The following is a 19,885-nucleotide window of genomic DNA, read 5'->3' as shown; positions in this document are numbered from 1 at the left end:
CCGCCCCCGGCTGTCGCCGGATTGATTCAAGAGGAAAGATCAAATCCATGACTTATCAGAACTATTCGCTGAAGCAGCTTCAGCAGATCGACGCCGCGCACCATCTTCACCCGTTCACCGACCACAAGGAACTGCGTGAGACGGGTTCCCGCATCATCACCCATGCCAACGGCCCGTTCATCTACGATGCCGACGGCACCGAAATCCTCGACGGCATGGCCGGCCTGTGGTGCGTCAATGTCGGCTATGGCCGCGACGAGCTGGCCGAGGCGGCTTACGCGCAGATGAAGGAGCTGCCTTACTACAACTCCTTCTTCAAATGCTCGACGCCGACACCGGTGCTGTTGTCGAAGAAGCTGGCGGAGCTGGCGCCGAAGCATGTCAGCCAGGTCTTCTACGGCTCGTCCGGTTCGGAGGCCAACGATACGGCGCTCAGGCTCGTCCGTCATTATTGGGCGCTCGAAGGCAAGCCCGAGAAGAACCGCATCATCTCGCGCAAGTCGGCCTATCACGGCTCGACGATCGCCGGCACCTCGCTCGGCGGCATGGAGCCGATGCACAAGCAGCTTGGCGGCGCCGTGCCCAACATCGTCCATGTGATGATGCCTTATGCCTATGAGCTGGCGCTGCCCGGCGAAAGCGACCATGATTTCGGCATCCGCGCGGCGAAGGCGGTCGAGGACGCGATCCTCGAGGCCGGCGCCGACAAGGTCGCCGCCTTCATCGGCGAGCCGGTGATGGGCGCCGGCGGGGTGAAGATCCCGCCGATGAGCTACTGGCCGGAAGTGGAGCGCATCTGCCGCAAATACGACGTGCTGTTGATGCTGGACGAGGTCATCACCGGCTATGGCCGCACCGGCGAGTGGTTCGCGGCCCAGACTTTTGGGGTCGAGCCCGACACCGTCACCACCGCCAAGGCGCTGACCTCGGGCTACCAGCCGCTGTCGGCGCTGCTGGTCGGCGACCGTGTGGCCAAGACGCTGGTCGAGAAGGGCAGCGAATTCTATCACGGCTACACCTATTCCGGTCATCCGGTGGCCTGCGCTGTGGCGCTGAAGAACCTCGAGATCATCGAGAAGGAGGGGCTGGTCGAGCGCGTCAGGAACGACACCGGTCCCTATTTCGCGCAGGCGCTGCAGGAGCGGATCGCAGGCCACAGGCTGGTCGGCGAGGTGCGCTCGATCGGCCTGATGGGCGCGATCGAGATCGTCAAGGACAAGGCGACCAAGGAACGCTATCTGCCGTCGGGAAGTGCCGCGGTCGTGGTGCGCGACCATGCGATCGCGAACGGCATGATGCTGCGAGCCACCGGCGACACGATGATTCTCTCGCCGCCGCTGATCTGGACGCGCGATACGATCGACATGGCCTGCGAACGTATCGCCAAGGCGCTCGATCTCGCTGACGCGGACTTGCGCAAGCGCTGAGCGAATATTCTCCGGGCGCTCCCTGGTTGGGCGCCCGGTCCATTCCTGCATATCTCGCGTGCTATCCTGTAAAAGCAAAAACCGCGTCCCGGCGGGAACGCGGCTCTGCCAGATACGCATGGCGTTTCGCGACAAGAGTACTTGCGAAACTTACGGGCTCCGGTACGCGAGACCTGATCCGGAGCGCCGGGCGGACGCGATGTCCGCCTCGCAATCCGTTTTAAAGGCACATCGTTACCGGTGAGTTATCGAGACCTTAAGCAAATCTAAATTTGCCGGCTTTGTGTCGAGAAAATGCGCTAATAACCGTTCGAAAGCAGCCGCTTAGCTTTTATCGCCCCGCAGGAAATTAATAATGCCGGAAAAATCGACGCCGGCATGCCCCTGCGCGTTGAACAAGGCATAGAGCTGCGTGGCTTCTGCGCCGAGCGGGGTCACGGCGCCGGCGCTCTGCGCTGCTTCCTGCGACAATTTCAGGTCTTTCAGCATGAGCGCGGCGGCGAAGCCCGGCTTGTAGTCGCGGTTGGCTGGCGATGCCGGGACGGGGCCGGGCACCGGGCAATAGGTGGTCAGCGACCAGCATTGGCCCGACGAAGTCGAGGCGACATCGTACAACGCCTGGTGCGACAGGCCGAGCTTTTCTGCCAGCACAAAGGCCTCGGCGACGCCGATCATCGAGATGCCGAGGATCATGTTGTTGCAGATCTTGGCAGCCTGGCCGGCGCCGTCGCCGCCGCAATGGACGACGCGCCCTGCCATCGGCTTCAGGATCGGTTCGGCGGCGGCGAAGGCCTCGTTCGAGCCGCCGGCCATGAAGGTGAGGGTGCCGGCCGTGGCGCCGCCCGTACCGCCGGAGACGGGGGCATCGATCGATGGAAGGCCATGCTTCGCGGCAATCGCATGCGCCTTGCGCGCCGATTCGACATCGATGGTGGAGGAATCGATGAACAGCGCGCCTTTCTTTGCTTTGGGCGCGATGTCCTCATAGACCGACAGCACATGCTTGCCGGCAGGCAACATGGTGATGACGACGTCGGCGTCCTTCACCGCCGCGACGGCGTTCGCCATGACGGCAATGCCGTGCTCCTTCGCGACGGTCAGGTTGTCGGGCACAAGGTCGAAACCCAACACCGCATGGCCGGCCTTTACCAGATTGGCGGCCATCGGATTACCCATGTTGCCCAAGCCGATGAAGGCGATGGTGCTCATTGTCTCTCTCCCAAAAGTCTGTTCAGCGGCCGATCAGCGTGCGTGCGATGATGACGCGCATGATCTCGTTGGTGCCTTCGAGGATCTGGTGGACGCGCAGGTCGCGCACCAGCTTCTCGATGCCGTAATCGTGCAGATAGCCGTAGCCGCCATGCAGCTGCAGCGCCTGGTTGGCGATGTCGAAGCCGATATCGGTGACGAAGCGCTTGGCCATGGCCGACCATTTGCCGGCATCGGGCGCCTTGCGGTCGAGCTTGGAAGCGGCGGCATACAAGAAGATGCGGGCCGCCTGCAGTTCCGTCTCCATGTCGGCCAGCCTGAACTGCAGTGCCTGGAACTGGTTGATCTTGGAGCCGAAGGCCTTGCGCTCGGCCGTATAGGCAAGCGCCTTGTCGAGCGCCGACTGCGCGCCGCCGAGCGAACAGGCGGCAATGTTCAACCGGCCGCCGTCGAGCCCGGCCATGGCGATGCCGAAGCCGGCGCCTTCCGTGGCAAGCAGGTTCTCGGCCGGCACCTTGCAATCCTCGAAGATGACCTGACGGGTCGACTGCATGTGCCAGCCCATCTTGTGCTCGTTGGCACCGAAGGAGAGGCCCGGCGCATCCTTCGGCACGACGAAGGTCGAGATACCTTTCGGGCCGTCGCCGCCGGTGCGCGCCATCACGACATAGAGATCGCTGTCGCCGGCGCCGGAAATGAACTGCTTGGCGCCGTTCAAGACATAGTCGCCTCCACTCTTCACCGCACGCGTCTTCAGGGCCGCGGCATCCGATCCGGAGCCAGGCTCGGTCAGGCAATAGCTTGCCAGCCACTCCATCGAGGTCAGCTTCGGCAGGAAGCGATGGCGCTGCTCGTCGCTGCCGAAGCGGTCGATCATCGAGGCCGCCATGTTGTGGATGGAAATGAAGGACGAAAAGGCCGGATCGGCATGGGCGAGCGCCTCGAAGATCAGCACCGCATCCAGCCGCCCGAGCGCCGAGCCGCCGACATCGTCGCGCACATAGATGCCGCCAAGGCCGAGCGGCCCCGTCTCGCGGATCACGTCGGCAGGAAAGTGCTTTGCCTTGTCCCAATCGAGCGCATTGGGCGCGACGCGGTCCGCCGCGAAGGCCTGGGCCATCTCCTGGATGGCGCGCTGTTCCTCGTTGAGTTCGAATTGGCCAGTGCCCGCATCGACTGCCGCGTCCATGACGTGCTCCCTGTCGCTTCAGGCCTTCTGGCCTGTCGTTTTTGGCTTTGCGCGCCGTTCAATCTAGACCAATGATGCCGCCGCGCAACCCGGGCCGTTGAGAACCGGCTGTGCATGGAATGACGAACGGAGCTCTTGCGTGCCGACAATTTTCGATGATTTGCTGGAGCGGTTCCATGCCTATCTCGCCGGCGTCGACAGCGATCTGGTCGCGGGCGAAGTCGCGCGAATCGGCTGGAACATGTCGGCTCGCGCGCTCGAACCTCGCCCGCTTGACTGCCTCGGCTATCTCGATCGCATCGCCGAGCTTGCGCCGGCCGACGCCAGGCCGCTGACGCGGTTCGTTGCCGACCATTGGGGCGCGCTGCGCTGGGGGCAGACCTATACCGCCGTCGATTTCGGGCAGAGCTTCATCGACAACTACGGCTGGCTGGAACTGTTCGGCACGCGCGGGCATTTCGTCAATGAAGAGGTCGCCGCCGGCCTGCTGATCCTCGGGCCCAACATCGTTTATCCCGACCATCACCACATCGCCGAGGAGATCTACATCCCGCTGACCGGCGGCGCGGAATGGCGGATGGGCGAGCGGAGCTTTCATACGCGCGATGCTGGCGAGGTCATTCACCACGCGTCGAATGTCAGCCACGCCATGCGCACCGGCAAGGAGCCGCTGATGGCGCTCTATCTCTGGCGCGGCGGACCGCTGGCGCAGAAATCGACGATCGGCCCGATGATCGACTTGAGAGGCAGGGGCTGATGGCAAAAGCGATCATGCTGCAAGGCACCGGTTCCGATGTCGGCAAGACGGTGCTGGTGGCGGGACTTTGCCGCGCCGCGAAAAATCGTGGGCTGAAGGTCCGGCCGTTCAAGCCGCAGAACATGTCGAACAATGCCGCTGTCGCCGATATCCCCGGCGACAACAGCGCCGGCGAAGGCGAGATCGGCCGCGGGCAATGGCTGCAGGCGCTGGCCTGTGGGGTGAGGCCGACGGTGCATATGAACCCGGTGCTGCTCAAGCCGCAGAGCGATATCGGCTCGCAGGTGGTGGTGCAGGGCAAGGTTTATGGCGAGGCGCGGGCGCGCGACTACCAGGCGATGAAGGCCGGGCTGATGGATGCGGTGCTCGATTCCTGGGCGAAGGTGGGCGAGGGCGCTGACCTGATCATCGTCGAGGGTGCAGGCTCGCCCGCCGAGATCAACCTCAGGAGCCGCGACATCGCCAATATGGGTTTTGCCACGCGCGCCAATGTGCCGGTGATCCTGGTCGGCGATATCGACCGCGGCGGCGTCATTGCCTCCGTCGCCGGCACGCATCTCATCCTGCCGGAGGAAGACCGGCGCATGATCGCCGGCTATCTGATCAACAAGTTCCGCGGCGATGTTTCGTTGTTCGACGACGGAATTAGCGCAATCGAAAAGTTCACAGGCTGGCGCTTCTTCGGCGTGGTGCCGTGGCTGAAGGCGGCCGGCCGGTTGCCTTCGGAGGATTCGGTCGTGCTCGAGCGCCTCGCTTCCGGCGAGAAGCGGGCGCTGAAGGTGGCGGTGCCGATGCTGGCGCGCATCGCCAATTTCGACGATCTCGATCCGCTGAAGGCGGAGCCGCAGGTCGAGGTGGTGTTCGTGCCGCCGGGCAAGAAACTGCCGGAGGATGCCGGGCTGGTCGTTATCCCCGGTTCGAAATCGACGATCGGCGATCTCCTAAAATTCCGCGAGAATGGTTGGGATCGCGATCTTCTCGCGCATCGTAAGCGCGGCGGCCATGTCGTCGGCATCTGCGGCGGCTACCAGATGCTCGGCCGCATGGTGCGCGATCCGGATGGCATCGAAGGCAGCGTGACCGAGGCCGAGGGCCTTGGCCTGCTCGACATCGAAACGGTGATGGAGCCGGAAAAGACCGTGCGCAATTCCAGCGCGCAGTCGCTGCAGTTCGGCCTGCCGCTCGAAGGCTACGAGATCCATCTCGGCCGCACCACCGGCCCGGACACGGCGCGTCCGTCGACGATCCTCAACGGCGCCGAGGATGGCGCCGTCTCCGCCGACGGCAAGGTGATCGGCACCTATCTGCACGGGCTGTTTTCCGCCGACGCCTTTCGCGCCGCCTACCTTGAGAGCCTTGGTGTCAGGGGAGGCGGCCTCGACTATCGCGCGGACGTCGAGAAGGCGCTGGACGAGGTCGCGGCCGAGCTGGAAGCCCATCTCGACTGCGATGCGATTTTCGGACTGGCGCGCTGACTACGCCTTCTCGCCCGCCTTCGGCCAATAGGTGCCGAAGGACCAGACATTGCCTTCCGGGTCGAGGCAGATGAACTCGCGGCTGCCATAGTCCCGGTCGACCAGTTCCTGGATGATTTTCGCGCCGGCCTTCTTGGCCTTGGCATAGGCGGCGTCGGCGTCATCGATGGCGATGTAGATCGACTTGCCGCCGCCTCCGCCGGGCTCGCCCACCATCTTGCCGTAATCGTCATCGCGTGCAGTACCCAGCATGATCATCGAGGACCCGAAAGTGAGCTCGGCGTGGTGGACGATATCGCCCTCGCCATAGCGGGCGCGGACCTCGAAGCCGAAGGCCTCGCTGAGCCAGTCGATCATCTTGGCGGCGTTTCTGTAGCGAAGAGCCGGATAGAGGCGGGGTGCTTCGTTTGCTGTCGGCATGACAATCTCCCTGTGTCGGTTGATGAATGCCAGTCTGTGCGAAGGCGGCTACCGCGTCTTGAAGAAATGTTACCTCGTCTGGGTCTTACATCGACGCCGCGAGCGCCGTCGGCGTTTCGCCGGCAAGCTGGTGGAACTCGCGCACCAGATGCGCCTGATCGGCATAGCCGCAGTCGGCGGCGATACCGGCCCAGTCATCGTCCTGCTGCTTCGACAGGGAAAGCGCGCGATTGAAGCGCACGATGCGGGACAAGGTCTTCGGGCCCATGCCGATCGCGTCGGTGAACTTTGCCGCCAGATGCTTGCGGCTCCAGCCGATCTCACCGGCGAGCGTCGAAATGCGGGTGCGACCGCCCGACGTGACGACCGTCCTGTAGGCCCAGGCGATTTCGGGCGGAAGCCCATTCGCTTCCGCGAGGCGGCCGGCGATAAAGCCTTCGGTAATGTCGAAGCGCTTGTACCAATCCGATGCCTCGCCGAGTTGTTCGCGCAGCGCGATGCCGTCAAAGCCCAGCGCGTCATCCAACCCGACCATGCGATCCCGCAGCTCGCTCATCGGCAGGCCGAAGAATTGCCTGGCGCCGAGCGGCGTGAAATTGACCTGGACGCAGCAGGCGCCGCCGAAGGATTCGATCATGACCGGCCCGGCATAGAGGCCGGCGGCGAAACTGGCGTAGCGGTCATTGTCGCCGGGGCTGTGGCCAAGCCCGATGGCAAAGGCTTCGGCAAAGCTGATCACCAGCGGCACGGTCAGCGAGGCGTACTCGACGATGCGAAAATGGCCGGGCCAAATTTCGCTGTAGCCGCAAATATCCGTGACGATGCCTGCGAGCGAGGCTGCGGGCTTGCGCCGCACCATCTCGAAATGGAGGGCGGGAGAGCGATTATCCTGTCGATGGCGCTCTGTCTCGTCGGACATGGCCCGAGCCTAACAGACCGCGTCCTCAAATCAAAAGCGCCCGGCGGGGCCGGGCGCTCCGAGTTGCCCGAGAATGCTGTTAGCGGTTTACGCAATTCCGGACGGAAAACCGCTGCACACTTTTCCTGGAATTGCTTTAGGCGCCGCGCATCAAACAGCCGGCGGCGAGCACGATATAGGCGATGAGCATGATCCAAACGGACGCAAGGGGAATGAATGCGAGCAGGCCAAGAGCAGCGAGAAGGCCGATGATGGCGATGACCAACGAAATAATGAACACAAGCTGAGTGGGTGCACTGAGATTCATGTCTGGTCCCTCCAACATGATTCGCAACGCGGGAATTCTACCAGCAGTAGCCTTACACACCAATTAGCTGGCGCAAGGGATTGGCGGGGTCGGCTAATAGCTTGATCGCCAGCGCCAGGCAGACCACCACCAGCAGCGGCCTGATCAGCTTCGCGCCGATGCGGATGGCAAGACTCGCGCCGACGCGGGCGCCGATGAACTGCGCCACGCCCATCATGAGGCCGATCTTCCAGTCGATGACGCCGACGGCGGCGAAGACGATGAAGCCGCCGATGTTGGAAGTGAAATTGAGCAGCTTAGTGTGCGCCGTCGCCTTGAGCACGCCATAGCCGGCGAGCGTGACGAAGGCGAGCATGTAGAAGGAGCCGGCACCAGGACCGAAGACGCCGTCATAAAAGCCGACCAGCGGCGGGATGATCAGTCCGAACAGGAAAGGCGACAGCCGCTCGGCGCGGTCGACGTCGCCCATGTTCGGCTTCAGCGCGAAATAGAGCGCGATGGCGATCAGAAGCAGCGGCAGCAGCGCGCGCAGGAAGTCGCCGGGAACGACCGTCGCCAAAAGCGCCCCGACCGCGCCGCCGACAAGCGCCAGCAGCGCCGACGGCAGCTGGCGGCGCAGGTCGACCTGGCCGTTGGCGGCATAGTGGATGGTGGCCGAGCCGGAACCGAACATGCCCTGCAATTTGTTCGTGCCGAGCGCTGCGACCGGCGAGAAGCCGGCGAGCAGCAGCGCCGGGATCGTGATCAGCCCACCACCGCCGGCGATCGAGTCGACGAAACCGGCGGCAAAAGCGGCGGCGATGAGAATGAGGACGGTCTGCAGGGTAAGGTCGATCATCGGGGAGGGATGCCTGGAAGGAAGCCGCAGCTTCCATCACGCTCCACCAGTTTGCGCAAGAGCGATTCCACGCTAACAATCTCGACGGAATCGCAAAGGGGAGCTTGATGGCGATGGCGCTGCTCGACCAGATACGTTCGATCTTCGACGGTGACCCGGGGGTGCGCAAGGTGGCGGACGATCCGGTGCTGTCGGCGGAATTGCTCATGCTGTTCCGCATGATCCTGGCCGACGGCTCGGTCTCGGAGAGCGAGATGGTCGTCTTCCGGCGCATCTGCAAGGAAGCGTTCGGCATTCCGGAAAGCAGCATCGATAGCGTCATCGAATATCTCAACGATTTTGGCTACGAGACCAACGGCTCGCAGGCGATTGCGCTGTTTCGCGACCTCGATGTCGAGCGCCGGAAACTGCTTGCGCGCCATATGGCCGAGATCGCCAAGGCCGATGCCAAGCTGGCGGAGAGCGAGGTGAAGCTGCTGCGCCGCACGCTCGACCTTCTCGACATCAGCCCCGTCGATTTGGTCAAGCCGGAGAGCTGAACTACCCCTGTTCCTGCATTTTGCGCGCGATGGCGCGGTGAAGGTCGGGCGCGGCCGCGATCAGCGCTTGCGCCGCCTCCGAGCGCGGATGGTCGAGCACGTCGGTGGCGCGGCCGCGCTCGACGATCTTGCCTTCATGCATGACCAGCACCTCGTCCGCCATGGCGCGGGCGACCGTCAGGTCATGGGTGATGAAGAGATAGGCGATGCCGAGCTTCTGGTTGAGCTCGGCGAAAAGGTCGAGGATCTGGGCGCGGATCGAGACGTCCAGCGCCGAGACCGGCTCGTCGGCGACGACCAGCTTCGGGCGGGTAATGATGGCGCGTGCGATCGACAGGCGCTGGCGCTGGCCGCCCGAGAATTCATGCGGGTATTTGTCCATGTCGCGCGGTCCGAGCCCGACCTCATGCAGCGCATGCGCGACCATCTCGCGGCGCTCGGCCTTTGCCGGCTGCTTTTCGAGAAGATGCAGCGGCTCGGCCACCAGCTTCTCCACCTTCTGGCGCGGGTCAAAAGAGCCGTAAGGATCCTGGAACACCACCTGCATGTCGCGCCGGGCCGGCTTCAGCGCGGACTCCGGTCTGCCCGTGATGGCCTCGCCGCGAAAGCGGATCGTGCCGGCCGTCGGCTTGTCCAAGGCCAGGATCATGCGGGCAAGCGTGGACTTGCCGCAGCCCGAGCGGCCGACCAGCGCCACCGATTGGGCGGGCTCGATGGCGAGCGAGACATCGTCGACGGCTCGTATCGGCTGCGCCGGCCGGAACAGGGATTTGCGTCGCCCAGGATAGTCCCGGCCGACGTTCTCGACTTCGAGCAAGGGTTTTGCCGAGCCGGCAAGGTGCGGTTTCGGGCGTGCCGGCACATGCATGGAGGCCAGCGCCAGCTCGCGCGTGTAGGGATGCTGTTGCTCCGACAGCGTGCGGGCGGTGTCGCCGGCATCGGTTACCTCGCCACGGCGCAGGATGGTCAGGCGATCGGCCATCTCGGTCACCACGGCGAGGTCGTGCGAGATGAGCAGCAGGCCCATGCGGTTTTCGCGCACGAGATCACGCAACAAGTCCAGGATCTGGGCCTGCAGCACCACGTCGAGCGCTGTCGTCGGCTCGTCGGCGATCAACAGCTTCGGCTTCAGCGCGCAGGCGATGGCGATGACGACGCGCTGGCGCTGGCCGCCGGAGAGCTCATGCGGGTAGCGCGACAGTGGGAATTTGGCCTCCGGCAATCCGACGCGGTCGAGGATTTTTCGGGCGCGCTCCTCTGCCTCGGCGCGGCCGGCCTTGGTGTGCCAGCGGATGCCTTCGGCGACCTGCTCGCCGATGGTCTTGACCGGGTTGAGCGCGGTCATCGGCTCCTGGAAGACCATGCCGACATCGTCGCCGCGCAAGGCGCACATCTGATCCTCGGTCGCGCCGAGGATGTCGATGCCGTTAAAGGCGACGCGGCCTTCGGTGCGCGCCAGATGCGGCAGAAGCCGCATGACCGTCAATGCCGTCATCGACTTGCCGGAGCCGGATTCGCCGACCAGGCCGACGACCTCGCCCGGCGCGATCGTCAGCTCGACGCCTTTCAGGATCGGCGTGGCGCCGATGGCCAGCGACAGGTTCTCGATCTCGAGCAGGCTCATCGGCGCCGCCGCGATTTCGGATCGAGGATGTCGGCGAGGCCATCGCCGAGCAGGTTCAACCCGAGCACGGTGATGACGATGGCCATGCCAGGAAAGATCGCCATCCAGGGCGCGGTCACCACGCGTGTCTGCGCGTCGAACAGCATGCGGCCCCAGCTCGGCATCGGCGGCTGGGCGCCGAGGCCGACATAGGAAAGCCCGGCCTCGGCGAGGATGCCCAGCGCGAACTGGATCGTGCCCTGGACCAACAGCAGCGTCGCGATGTTGGGCAATATGTGCTCGATGCTGATGCGCGTCATGCCCTTGCCGGCGGCGCGCGCGGCGAGGATGAATTCGCGCGGCCAGATGGCTAAAGCGCCGGCCCGCGCCACACGGGCGAAGACCGGGATGTTGAAGATGCCGATGGCAATGATGGCGTTGACGGCGCCCGGGCCGAAGATCGCGGTGATCATGATCGCCGAAAGCAAGGCCGGGAAGGCGAAGACGAGATCGTTAACGCGCATCAGCGCCTCGTCGGCTATTCCGCCGCGCGCCGCCGCGAAGGCGCCGAGCGGCACGCCGATGCCCATGCCGATGCCGACCGCGACCAGCGCCACGGCGATCGAATTGCGGGCGCCGACCATGATCATCGACAGGATGTCGCGGCCGAAATGGTCGGTGCCGAACCAGTGCGCCCAGGAGGGCGCCTGCGTCTTATCGGCGATCACCAGCTTTGTGACGTCGTCGGGCGTCCAGATGAAGGAGAGAAGCGCGACCGCCACGACCAGCAGCGTGATGACCAATCCGATCAGGAAAGAGCGGTTGCCGAAAGCCTTGGCCAGCACGCCGGCAAGGGTTTCCTCGGGCAGGTCGACGCGCATGGTCATTGCCGGCCTCTGAGGCGCGGGTCGACGATGGCGTAGGAGAAATCGACGAGGAGGTTGATGAGGATCACGGCGGCGACCAGCAGCATGACGATGCTCTCGACCACGATCAGGTCGCGCTGGGTGATGGCCTGGAAGATCAGCCGCCCGAGGCCAGGCAGGTAGAAGACATTCTCGATGATGATGGTGCCGGCAAGCAGGAAGGCGAATTGCAAGCCGAGAATGGTAAGCACCGGGATCATCGCGTTGCGCAGCGCGTGGCGCCACAGCACGGCGCGATAGGGCAGGCCCTTGGCGCGCGCGGTGCGGATATAGTCTTCGTTGAGCACCTCGATCAGCGCCGAGCGGGCGACGCGCGCCAGGATCGCCGCCTGCGGCAGCGCAAGTGCTACGGCCGGCAACAGCAGGGATTTCAGCGCCGTCCAGATGCCGGCGCTCCAACCGGGGAAACCGCCGGCGGGCACCAGATGCAGCCAGACGGCGAAGAGGTAGATCAGCATCAGCGCGAACCAGAAATTCGGCACGGCGACGCCGAGCTGGGCGGCGCCCATGGCAAGCGTGTCGCCCGCGCGACCTTGGCGGCTGGCGGAGAACACGCCGACGGGAATAGCGATGATGGTCGAAAGCGTCAGCGCGATCAGCGCCAGCGGCAAGGAGACGCCGACGCGTTCGCGCACCAGGTCGATGACAGGCACCGAATAGGTGTAGGAGCGGCCGAAGTCGAGGCTGAGCAAGCCGGCCGCCCAGTGCAGGTAGCGCAGCACCAGCGGCGCGTTCAGCCCCATCTGATCGCGCAGCACTTCGACCTGGTCGGCGCTGGCATTCATGCCAAGCATCAGGCGCGCCGGGTCGCCGGGCAGGATTTCCATGACCGCGAACACCACGATCGAGGCCAGCACCAGGGTGAGGGCCGCGATGATGAGGCGTTTGAGGAGGTAGGCGGTCATGGGAGGCCGAAGATCGCGTGTCCGCGTGTGAAGGCGGCTGGATCAAAGCCGAGTTCCCGCCAACCCCCCTCTGCCCTGCCGGGCATCTCCCCCGCAAGGGGGGAGATTTGCAGCTTCGCCCACGGGGCTCTTCCCGCAACGTCGGCGATTGGCGAAAGCGCGAATGAAAGCTCAATCTCCCCTCTTGTGGGGGAGATGTCCGGCAGGACAGAGGGGGGTGTGACGGAGCGCAAGTTTCGCCCTTGGCTGGCGAGCCTCAATCCGTCCACTTCACCTTGGTCAGATCGTTGGCCGGGATCGGCGCGTTCTCCCACAGGCCTTGCAGCTTGGCGTCCCAGACACCAACCTTCGGCAATTCGTAGAGGAAGCCTACCACGGCGTCGTCGGCGAGGATCTTCTGTGCCTGAGCATACAATTCCTTGCGCTTGGCCTCGTCCGACGTCAGCTCCAGATCGGCGATCACCTTGTCGAAGGTCGGATTGTCGTAGTTGAAGTAATAGTCCTTGCGCGAATAGATATCGATGTCGTTCGGCTCCGTGTGCGAGACGATGGTGAGGTCGTAGTCCTTCTTGGTGAAGACCTGGTCCAGCCATTGCGCCCACTCGACCGGGATGATCTCGAGATTTATGCCGACGTCGCGCAGCTGCGATGCGATGATCTCGCCGCCGAGCCGGGCATAGGACGGCGGCGGCAGTTTCAGCGTCGCCTTGAAGCCGTTCTCGAGGCCCGCCTCCTTCAGCAGCTCCTTGGCCTTGGCCACATCGTGCGGGTAACGGCCGGTGAGGTCGACATAGTATTTGTTGGTCGGCGACATATGCGAGCCGATCGGCAGGCCGAGGCCGGCCGACGCGCCGTCGATGATCGCCTTGCGGTCAAGCGCGTAGGAGATCGCCCGGCGCACCTGCAATTTATCGAAAGGCGGCTTCTTGTTGTTGATTGAAAGGATCGTTTCGCCTTCGGTCGAACCGACCACGACCTTGAAGCGCGGGTCGTCCTTGACCTGGGAGACGCTGTCCGGATCGAAGAAGGGGAAGGCCTGGATATCGCCGGAAAGCAGTGCCGGCACGGCAGCCGCGGCGTCCGGCACGATGCGGAACTCGACCTTGTCGAGGAACACCGGAGCGCCCCAATAGCCGTCCGATTTCACTAGGGTGATCGACGAGCCCTTGGCCCAGTTCTGGAACTTGAAGGGGCCGGTGCCGATCGGCTTTTCCTTGTTGGTGTCGGCCGACTTCGGCGACACGATCACCGCGTCGCCCCAGCCCATATTGTAGAGGAAGGAACCTTGCGGATGGGTCAGCGTGACCTTCACGGTCGCAGGGTCGACCACCTCGACCTTGTCGATGGCGGCGAAAAGCTGCTTTTGCGCGTTGACTGAATCTTTTGCGCGGGCGCGGTCGAGCGAGAATTTCACGTCATCGGCGCTGAAATCCGCGCCGTCATGGAATTTCACGCCGGTGTGCAGCTTGAACGTATAGACCTTGCCGTCATCCGAAATGGTCCAGCTTTCGGCGAGATCGGGCAGCACCTCGCTGTTCGGACCGATGCGGGTCAGGCCCTCGAAGACGTTGGCGTAGGTAACTTCCCTGATCGCCGCGGCGGCGCCGGCCGTCGGGTCGAGATGCGGGGGTTCGAGCGGAATGCCGATGACCAGATCGGTGCGCGCGGCAAAGGCCGAGGTGGCGGCGGCAAGCGACAGCACAGCCGCGGCCAGGATGGTCTTCCACAGTTTCATCGCTGAACTCCCATTGCTCAAACCTGCTCAAGCCGGCGGATAGAAGCGTGATTTCGCGTGCGAGTAAATTGCGTTTCGTGCTGCCGTGTCCCGTCGCGGGAAATGTTTTTCCCAACATCGGCCCCGATCAGTCCGCGGTACCTCTCAGCAAGATATTGAGTCCGATCGCCATCACCTTGGCCGATTCCACCATGTCGGCGATGCCCACCCATTCGTCCGGCCTATGCGCAAGGTCGAGAATGCCCGGGCCGTAGGCGATGCAGTCGTAGAGGTGGCCGATGCGCGCGACGTGCTTCTGGTCGTAGGTGCCGGGAGAGATCACGTAGTCGGGCTCGCGGTCGAACACCTCCATGATGCCTTTGGCGACCGCCTTCACCACCGGTGCGTCGCGCTCGGTCATCAGCGGCAGCACCTCCATCAGGTCGCGGATCTCGTAGTCGAATTTCTTCCGCTCACGCTTCAGCCGTTCGAGGATGCCGGTGACCTCGCCCTTGACGGTGGCGATGTCCTCCTCGAGCAGGAAGCGCCGGTCGATGGTGAGCCGGCAGGAATCCGGCACGTTGGGCGAGGGAAGCCCCGGCCGGAAATCCTCGGTCTGGCCGCCATGGATGGAATTGATGTTCATGGTCGAGCGCCTGGCGCCTTCCGGCACCACCGGCATGCGCGTCATCTTGCGGTCGAGGGCCGGGAACAGCTCGTCCTCGAAGGCCTGCAGCACGGCGCCCATGTGGCGCACCGCATTGTCGCCGAGGAACGGCATCGAGCCATGCGCGATCTCGCCCTTGGTCTCGATCTCGGCCCACCACACGCCGCGATGGCCAAGGCAGATGCGATCCTTGTTCAGCGGCTCGGGGATGATGACGTGATCGACCTTCGGCTTCGAGAAATAGCCCAGCCTGGCCAGATGGGCGACACCGCCGAAACCGCCCGATTCCTCGTCCGCCGTGCCCGATATCTCGATGGCGCCGGGGAAATCCGGATAGACTTGCATGAAGGCCTCGACGGCGATGACCGAGGCTGCCAGGCCGCCCTTCATGTCGCAGGCGCCGCGGCCATAGACCCTGCCGTCCTTCACCACGCCAGCAAAGGGATCGACGGTCCAGCCGTCGCCGGCCTCGACCACGTCGATATGCGAGTTGAAGTGCACGCAAGGGCCGGGCGAGCGGCCGTCGAAGCGGGCGACGATGTTGACGCGCGGGTAGCGGTCGCTGTCGCCGGGCGCGCCTTCGGCCCGGATGAACTCGGTTTCGAAGCCCAGTTTCCTGAGGCGCGCGCCAAGGAACTCGGCGCATGGCCGGTAGGCTTCGCCCGGCGGATTGACGGTCGGGAAGCGGATCAGCTCCGTGGTCAGCGAAACGAGGTCGCCGGTCCGGTCCTCGACCGCCTTGAGAAGTCGTTCATTCATGCGGCGGATTGAAGAAGGAACGCAGCACTTTTGCAAGCAACCAGTCGCTCATTGCCACACGACGATCTGCGCATGGCCCAACGCCCCGCCTAAACTCCAGAGGGTGCGTGTCGCAGCGGCAACTATACCGGGAAATCGTTCAAATTCGCCGCATTGGATTGGCGGATTCGTCAAGGAGTGTGTGGTACTTAACGCACCTGCCGGCAAAAAAATGGAAAACCGCGTGGATGGCAGGGGGCAATCAAAGGGGTTTGATCGCATGAAAAAGTTCGTTCTCATGGCAACCGTGCTGGCAACCGCGTTGTTCGGCATGTCTATCGCAAGCCGGGCGGCCACGCTTGTCGCCAATATCGACGTCTCGACACAGACCATGACCGTCAGCAAATACGGCCAGGTGATGTACCGCTGGAGCGTGTCGACCGCGCGCAAGGGCTACTTCACGCCGCGCGGCAGCTACCGGCCGCAATGGACAGCCCGGATGTGGTATTCGCGCAAGTACGACAACTCGCCGATGCCCTATTCGGTGTTCTTCCATGGCGGCTATGCCATTCACGGGACGGGCGCGGTAAGGTATCTTGGCCGGCCGGCCTCGCATGGCTGCGTGCGTCTGCACACGGCCAATGCCGCGACCTTCTACGCGATGGTCAAGGAAGCCGGCTTCGGCAACACGCGGATCCTCGTGACCAACTGACCTGGTGCATTTCACCCGTTTCACGGAAACGGCGAAACGCCCTATCTCTTTGTTTTTACGCAATTCCGGACGGAAGGCTACGGCGAAGTCGCCGAGCCTAACCGCTCACACTTTTCCTGGAATTGCTCTAAAGGCCGGCTGTCGCCTTCGACTGTCCGCGCTTGCGGCGGCGGCCGCTGATTTCCCAGCGCTTGTGGAACCACATCCACTGGCCGGGGTCCTCACGTACCCAGCGCTCGACCACATCGGTCAGCAGCTGGGTTGTGGCGCTGACGTCGACGCTGCCGCCTTCGGTGCGCGGCAAGACCAGCTTGTCCTCGATTTCCAGACGGAATCGGTTGCCTGGCAGCCTGACGCAGCGGGCGGGGTAGACATCGCAGTCGTAGTGGCGGGCCAGCATGCCGAGCATCGGGTTGCTCTGGCACGGGCGGCCGAAGAAGGTCGTGTCCACGCCGCCCGAGAATTTCTGATCGACCAGCACGCCGATATTGCCGCCCTTTTCCAGGATGCCGGCAAGGGCGAAGGACGCGCCGGTGGAGGAGGGCAGCAGGGCGCCCATCGAAGAGCGGCGCGTCGAGTGGATGTAGTCGGCGAGATAGGGGTTGTTCGGCGGGCGGAATAGCGCCGTTATGTTCATGCCGAACGTGGCGGCCGCCACCGGCAGCAGCTCGAAGTTGCCGAGATGGCCGGTGAACAGGATGTGCGGCTTCTTCTCGCCGGCGATCTCGACGAAATGTTCGACGCCGCGCACTTCGACCCGCCCCGGCTTCGAGGCGTCCGGATCGAAGTCGAACAGCGCGTCGAGGAAGATGTATTCGGCGGCAAGGCGGGCCATGTTACCCCACATGTCCCGGGCAATGGCTTCGATCTCGGCGTCGCTCTTTTCAGGATAGGCAAGGCGCAGGTTGTTGACCGCGACGCGGTGGCGTCCGACCAGCGGGCCGATGCGGCGGGTGACGCGGTCGGCGAAATTGAGCGCGCTGTCCGGCGGCAGCAGGCGCAGCAGCGAGAGCAGCACGATGGCAAGCCTGGCGACCAGCCAGTGCTCCATCTGGCGCAGCCGCAGGCCGTAGCGGAACATGAAGTCCCGGCGGGCTTTCCTGAAAGCGTTGCCGACCATCCGCCTTTCCTGGAACTGCCTTAGGAAACGCGCAGGATGATCTTGCCGAAGACGTCACGGCCTTCCATGCGCTTCAGCGCGGCATCGATGTCGTCGAAGCCGACCTCGGTGTCGATGACCGGGGCAACGAGCCCCGCCGCCATCTTCTGCATGGCATTGGCCATGTTTTCCATGCGGCAGCCGAAGGAGCCAAGCAGCTTCAGCTGCTGCTGGAAGAGCTGCATCAGGTTGACCTGCGTCGACACGCCGGAGGTCGAGCCGCAGGTGACGAGGCGGCCGCCGCGCTTCAGGCACAGCATCGAGCCGGCGAAGGTGTCGGCGCCGACATGCTCGAACACGACGTCGACGCCTTTCTTCTTCGTCAGCTTGCGCACGACGCCTTCGAAGCGGTCCTCGCGGTAGTTGATGACGTGATCGGCGCCAAGCGCCCTGGCCTTGTCGACCTTGTCGTTCGAGCCGACCGTGGTGATCACCATGCAGCCCATCCGCTTCGCCAGCTGGATGGCGGCGGAACCGATGCCGGAACCGCCGGCATGGACGAGGATGGTTTCGCCGGGTTCCAGCCTGGCATTGTCGAACAGCATGTGCTCGACCGTACCGAAGGTAACCGGAGCGACCGCGGCGCCGATCTCGGTGACGCCGGGCGGCGCGGGCACCAGGAGGCGCGCCGGCAGGTTGATCTTTTCCTGGGCGAAGCCGTCGAGATGGAAGCCGTGGACCCCAGAAACATGCTCGCAGAGATTGTCGCGGCCTTCGCGGCAGGCCCGGCACAGCCCGCAGGTGCGCGCGCCATAGATCGAGACCAACTGTCCGGGCAGCAGGTTGGAGACGCCCGGTCCGACCGTTTCGACCTCGCCGGCGGCCTCGGCGCCGACGACCAGCGGCAGCTTGCGCTTGGCAAAGGCCATGCCGCGCCAGCCCCAGACGTCGATATGGTTGAGCGCCACCGCCTTGATGCGGAGCGTCACTTCGCCCAGCGAAGGCGGCGGTGGAGGCGGCAGGTCCACCGTTTCAAGGCGGCGGTCCTCGATAAGTTGCAATGCGCGCATTTGGCCTGTCGGGTTCTGTCGAGCGGAAAGGTCCGCTTAGACCGGTTCCCGCGCCATGACAAGGCAGGTGTTCTGGCCGCCGAAGCCGAAGGAATTCGACAAAACCGTGCCGACTTCGGCGTTGCGCTTCTTGTTCGGCACGACATCGAGCACGATGGCCGGATCGGGATTGTCGTAATTGATGGTCGGCGGGATGACGCTTTCGCGCATGGTCATCAGCGAGAAGGCGGCCTCCACCGCGCCGGCGGCGGACAATGTGTGGCCTATCATCGACTTGTTCGACGAGATCGGCATCGAGCCGACCCGCTCGCCGAACACCGTCGACAGCGAGAGGTGCTCCATCTTGTCGTTTTCCGGCGTCGAGGTGCCGTGCGCGTTGACGTAGTCGATCTCGTCTTCGCCGAGGCCCGCATCGGCAAGGGCGGCGCGCACCGTGGCGATCGCCGGCGAAGCATCGGGCTTGGAGCGGGTGCGGTGGAAGTCGTCCGCGCGCTCGCCGCAGCCGCGCATGATGCCGAGGATCGTGGCGCCGCGCGCAAGGGCCGCCTCAAGCGATTCCAGCACCAGCGCGCCGGAACCTTCGGCCAGCACGAAGCCGTCGCGGTCCTTGGAGAAGGGCTTTGAGGCCTTCTCGGGAATGTCGTTGTGGGTGGAGAGCGCCGAAAGCAGCGAGAACCGGATCAGCGCCTCGGCGGTCGCCGAGCCGTCGGCGCCGATCGACAGCGCCTTGTCGCACTCGCCACGCCGGATCGCCTCGACGCCGAGCTGGATGGCGGTGGCGCCCGAGGCGCAAGCGGTGGACAAAGTGATCGGCAACCCGCCCGTGCCGAAGCGGTCGGCCAGCCGGTCGGCGATCGAGCCGAACTGCGTGGTTTCGAAGATGTCGAGCTCCTTCAGTCCGCGCGCGACTCGCAGCAGCCTTTCGGCGCCGCCGTCATTCTTGTCGGAATTATAGAGCGAGAAGCGGTCGGCCCAGTCGAGCTCGACCGGCGGCGAGGCCAGGAACAGCGGGCCGCCGAAATCGCCGGAATCGAGGCCCGCTTCCGAGACCGCCTCCTGGGCGGCCGTCTCGGCCAGTTCGTAGGTCAGGTGGCTGGCGCCCTTCGAGCTCGAGGGCAGGAAGTCGACCATGCCGGAAATGCGCGTGTTGAGGTGATCGACCGGAAAACGGGTGATCGGATGGATGCCGGATTTGCCCGAGGTCAGCGCCGACCAATTGTCTTTTTTGCCGACGCCGAGCGAGGTCACCACGCCGATGCCGGTCACGGCGACGATCGGCCGACCCATGTGATCGCGAAGATTGGCCATGCTTTGTCTGCCTCGTTATCGAGCAATTCCACGAAAAGTGTGTAGCGGTTTCCGCCCGGAACT

The 19,885-nt window shown here is 64.3% G+C and carries 19 protein-coding genes; 5 read left to right on the top strand and 14 right to left on the bottom strand.

Annotation, left to right across the window (positions count from 1 at the left end; all coding sequences use genetic code 11):
- Positions 1-47 precede the first annotated feature (47 nt).
- On the top strand, positions 48-1,427 hold the full coding sequence (locus tag RFM41_RS16425) for an aspartate aminotransferase family protein (protein WP_320248408.1): 1,380 nt from the start codon (positions 48-50) through the stop codon (positions 1,425-1,427).
- Between the two features lie 324 nt (positions 1,428-1,751).
- On the opposite strand, the gene mmsB is transcribed toward RFM41_RS16425, so the two are convergent.
- Both mmsB and RFM41_RS16415 read right to left on the bottom strand, forming a co-directional pair.
- Positions 1,752-2,636 carry a 3-hydroxyisobutyrate dehydrogenase gene (mmsB, locus tag RFM41_RS16420; RefSeq protein WP_320248410.1) on the bottom strand — a complete coding sequence of 295 codons (885 nt, stop codon included), beginning with the start codon at positions 2,634-2,636 and terminating at the stop codon, positions 1,752-1,754.
- A 22-nt stretch (positions 2,637-2,658) separates the two neighbouring features.
- A complete protein-coding gene (locus tag RFM41_RS16415) occupies positions 2,659-3,825 on the bottom strand; it encodes an isobutyryl-CoA dehydrogenase (protein ID WP_320248412.1) in 1,167 nt (388 codons plus the stop codon).
- A gap of 139 nt (positions 3,826-3,964) precedes the next feature.
- Here RFM41_RS16415 and RFM41_RS16410 point away from each other — a divergent pair, with 139 nt between their 5' ends.
- Both RFM41_RS16410 and RFM41_RS16405 read left to right on the top strand, forming a co-directional pair.
- On the top strand, positions 3,965-4,582 hold the full coding sequence (locus RFM41_RS16410; protein ID WP_320248414.1) for a dimethylsulfonioproprionate lyase family protein: 618 nt from the start codon (positions 3,965-3,967) through the stop codon (positions 4,580-4,582).
- Positions 4,582-6,057, top strand: a complete 1,476-nt coding sequence (locus tag RFM41_RS16405; RefSeq protein ID WP_320319279.1) for a cobyric acid synthase — start codon at positions 4,582-4,584, stop codon at positions 6,055-6,057. The genes RFM41_RS16410 and RFM41_RS16405 overlap by 1 nt, the downstream gene beginning before the upstream one ends.
- On the opposite strand, the gene RFM41_RS16400 is transcribed toward RFM41_RS16405, so the two are convergent.
- The 4 genes from RFM41_RS16400 to RFM41_RS16385 all read right to left on the bottom strand — a co-directional run bounded on the left by RFM41_RS16400 (position 6,058) and on the right by RFM41_RS16385 (position 8,541).
- On the bottom strand, positions 6,058-6,477 hold the full coding sequence (locus tag RFM41_RS16400; RefSeq protein WP_320248418.1) for a VOC family protein: 420 nt from the start codon (positions 6,475-6,477) through the stop codon (positions 6,058-6,060).
- Positions 6,478-6,562: 85 nt separating this feature from the next.
- The gene (locus RFM41_RS16395; RefSeq protein WP_320248419.1) at positions 6,563-7,396 is read right to left on the bottom strand and encodes a helix-turn-helix domain-containing protein; all 834 of its coding nucleotides are present in this window, start codon (positions 7,394-7,396) and stop codon (positions 6,563-6,565) included.
- Between the two features lie 136 nt (positions 7,397-7,532).
- Entirely contained in the window at positions 7,533-7,703 is a 171-nt protein-coding gene (locus tag RFM41_RS16390) for a hypothetical protein (protein WP_140678069.1), read from the bottom strand.
- A gap of 52 nt (positions 7,704-7,755) precedes the next feature.
- Positions 7,756-8,541, bottom strand: a complete 786-nt coding sequence (locus RFM41_RS16385) for a TSUP family transporter (RefSeq protein ID WP_320248422.1) — start codon at positions 8,539-8,541, stop codon at positions 7,756-7,758.
- 107 nt (positions 8,542-8,648) lie between these two features.
- On the opposite strand from RFM41_RS16385, the gene RFM41_RS16380 reads away from it, so the two are divergent.
- Entirely contained in the window at positions 8,649-9,080 is a 432-nt protein-coding gene (locus RFM41_RS16380) for a TerB family tellurite resistance protein (RefSeq protein WP_320248424.1), read from the top strand.
- A 1-nt stretch (position 9,081) separates the two neighbouring features.
- Here the strand turns inward: RFM41_RS16380 and RFM41_RS16375 are convergent, their stop codons facing one another.
- The 5 genes from RFM41_RS16375 to RFM41_RS16355 form a co-directional block, all read right to left on the bottom strand.
- A complete protein-coding gene (locus RFM41_RS16375; protein WP_320248425.1) occupies positions 9,082-10,704 on the bottom strand; it encodes an ABC transporter ATP-binding protein in 1,623 nt (540 codons plus the stop codon).
- The gene (locus RFM41_RS16370; protein ID WP_320248427.1) at positions 10,701-11,570 is read right to left on the bottom strand and encodes an ABC transporter permease; all 870 of its coding nucleotides are present in this window, start codon (positions 11,568-11,570) and stop codon (positions 10,701-10,703) included. The genes RFM41_RS16375 and RFM41_RS16370 overlap by 4 nt, the downstream gene beginning before the upstream one ends.
- The gene (locus RFM41_RS16365; protein ID WP_320248428.1) at positions 11,567-12,514 is read right to left on the bottom strand and encodes an ABC transporter permease; all 948 of its coding nucleotides are present in this window, start codon (positions 12,512-12,514) and stop codon (positions 11,567-11,569) included. Before RFM41_RS16365 ends, RFM41_RS16370 begins: the two co-directional genes overlap by 4 nt.
- 256 nt (positions 12,515-12,770) lie before the next feature.
- A complete protein-coding gene (locus tag RFM41_RS16360; protein WP_320248430.1) occupies positions 12,771-14,249 on the bottom strand; it encodes an ABC transporter substrate-binding protein in 1,479 nt (492 codons plus the stop codon).
- Between the two features lie 127 nt (positions 14,250-14,376).
- Positions 14,377-15,654, bottom strand: a complete 1,278-nt coding sequence (locus tag RFM41_RS16355) for an acetylornithine deacetylase/succinyl-diaminopimelate desuccinylase family protein (RefSeq protein ID WP_320248432.1) — start codon at positions 15,652-15,654, stop codon at positions 14,377-14,379.
- 259 nt (positions 15,655-15,913) lie between these two features.
- Between RFM41_RS16355 and RFM41_RS16350 the strand changes: the two genes are divergently transcribed.
- On the top strand, positions 15,914-16,345 hold the full coding sequence (locus RFM41_RS16350; protein ID WP_320248434.1) for a L,D-transpeptidase: 432 nt from the start codon (positions 15,914-15,916) through the stop codon (positions 16,343-16,345).
- 127 nt (positions 16,346-16,472) lie between these two features.
- On the opposite strand, the gene RFM41_RS16345 is transcribed toward RFM41_RS16350, so the two are convergent.
- From RFM41_RS16345 to RFM41_RS16335, 3 genes are read right to left on the bottom strand one after another with little or no spacing between them, the layout of a single operon-like run.
- Positions 16,473-17,465 (bottom strand): lipid A biosynthesis lauroyl acyltransferase, encoded by a 993-nt coding sequence (locus RFM41_RS16345; protein ID WP_320248436.1) that lies wholly within the window; start codon positions 17,463-17,465, stop codon positions 16,473-16,475.
- A 20-nt stretch (positions 17,466-17,485) separates the two neighbouring features.
- Positions 17,486-18,514: a zinc-binding dehydrogenase gene (locus RFM41_RS16340; protein WP_320248438.1), complete on the bottom strand. Its 1,029-nt coding sequence runs from the start codon at positions 18,512-18,514 to the stop codon at positions 17,486-17,488.
- 36 nt (positions 18,515-18,550) lie between these two features.
- Positions 18,551-19,822 (bottom strand): beta-ketoacyl-ACP synthase, encoded by a 1,272-nt coding sequence (locus tag RFM41_RS16335; RefSeq protein ID WP_320248439.1) that lies wholly within the window; start codon positions 19,820-19,822, stop codon positions 18,551-18,553.
- Between the last annotated feature and the right edge of the window lie 63 nt (positions 19,823-19,885).

The organism is Mesorhizobium vachelliae (assembly GCF_033977325.1).
Classification (GTDB): domain Bacteria; phylum Pseudomonadota; class Alphaproteobacteria; order Rhizobiales; family Rhizobiaceae; genus Mesorhizobium; species Mesorhizobium vachelliae.
Note: the sequence above shows the minus strand (reverse complement) of the source record. Positions and strands in the feature narration are given on the sequence as shown.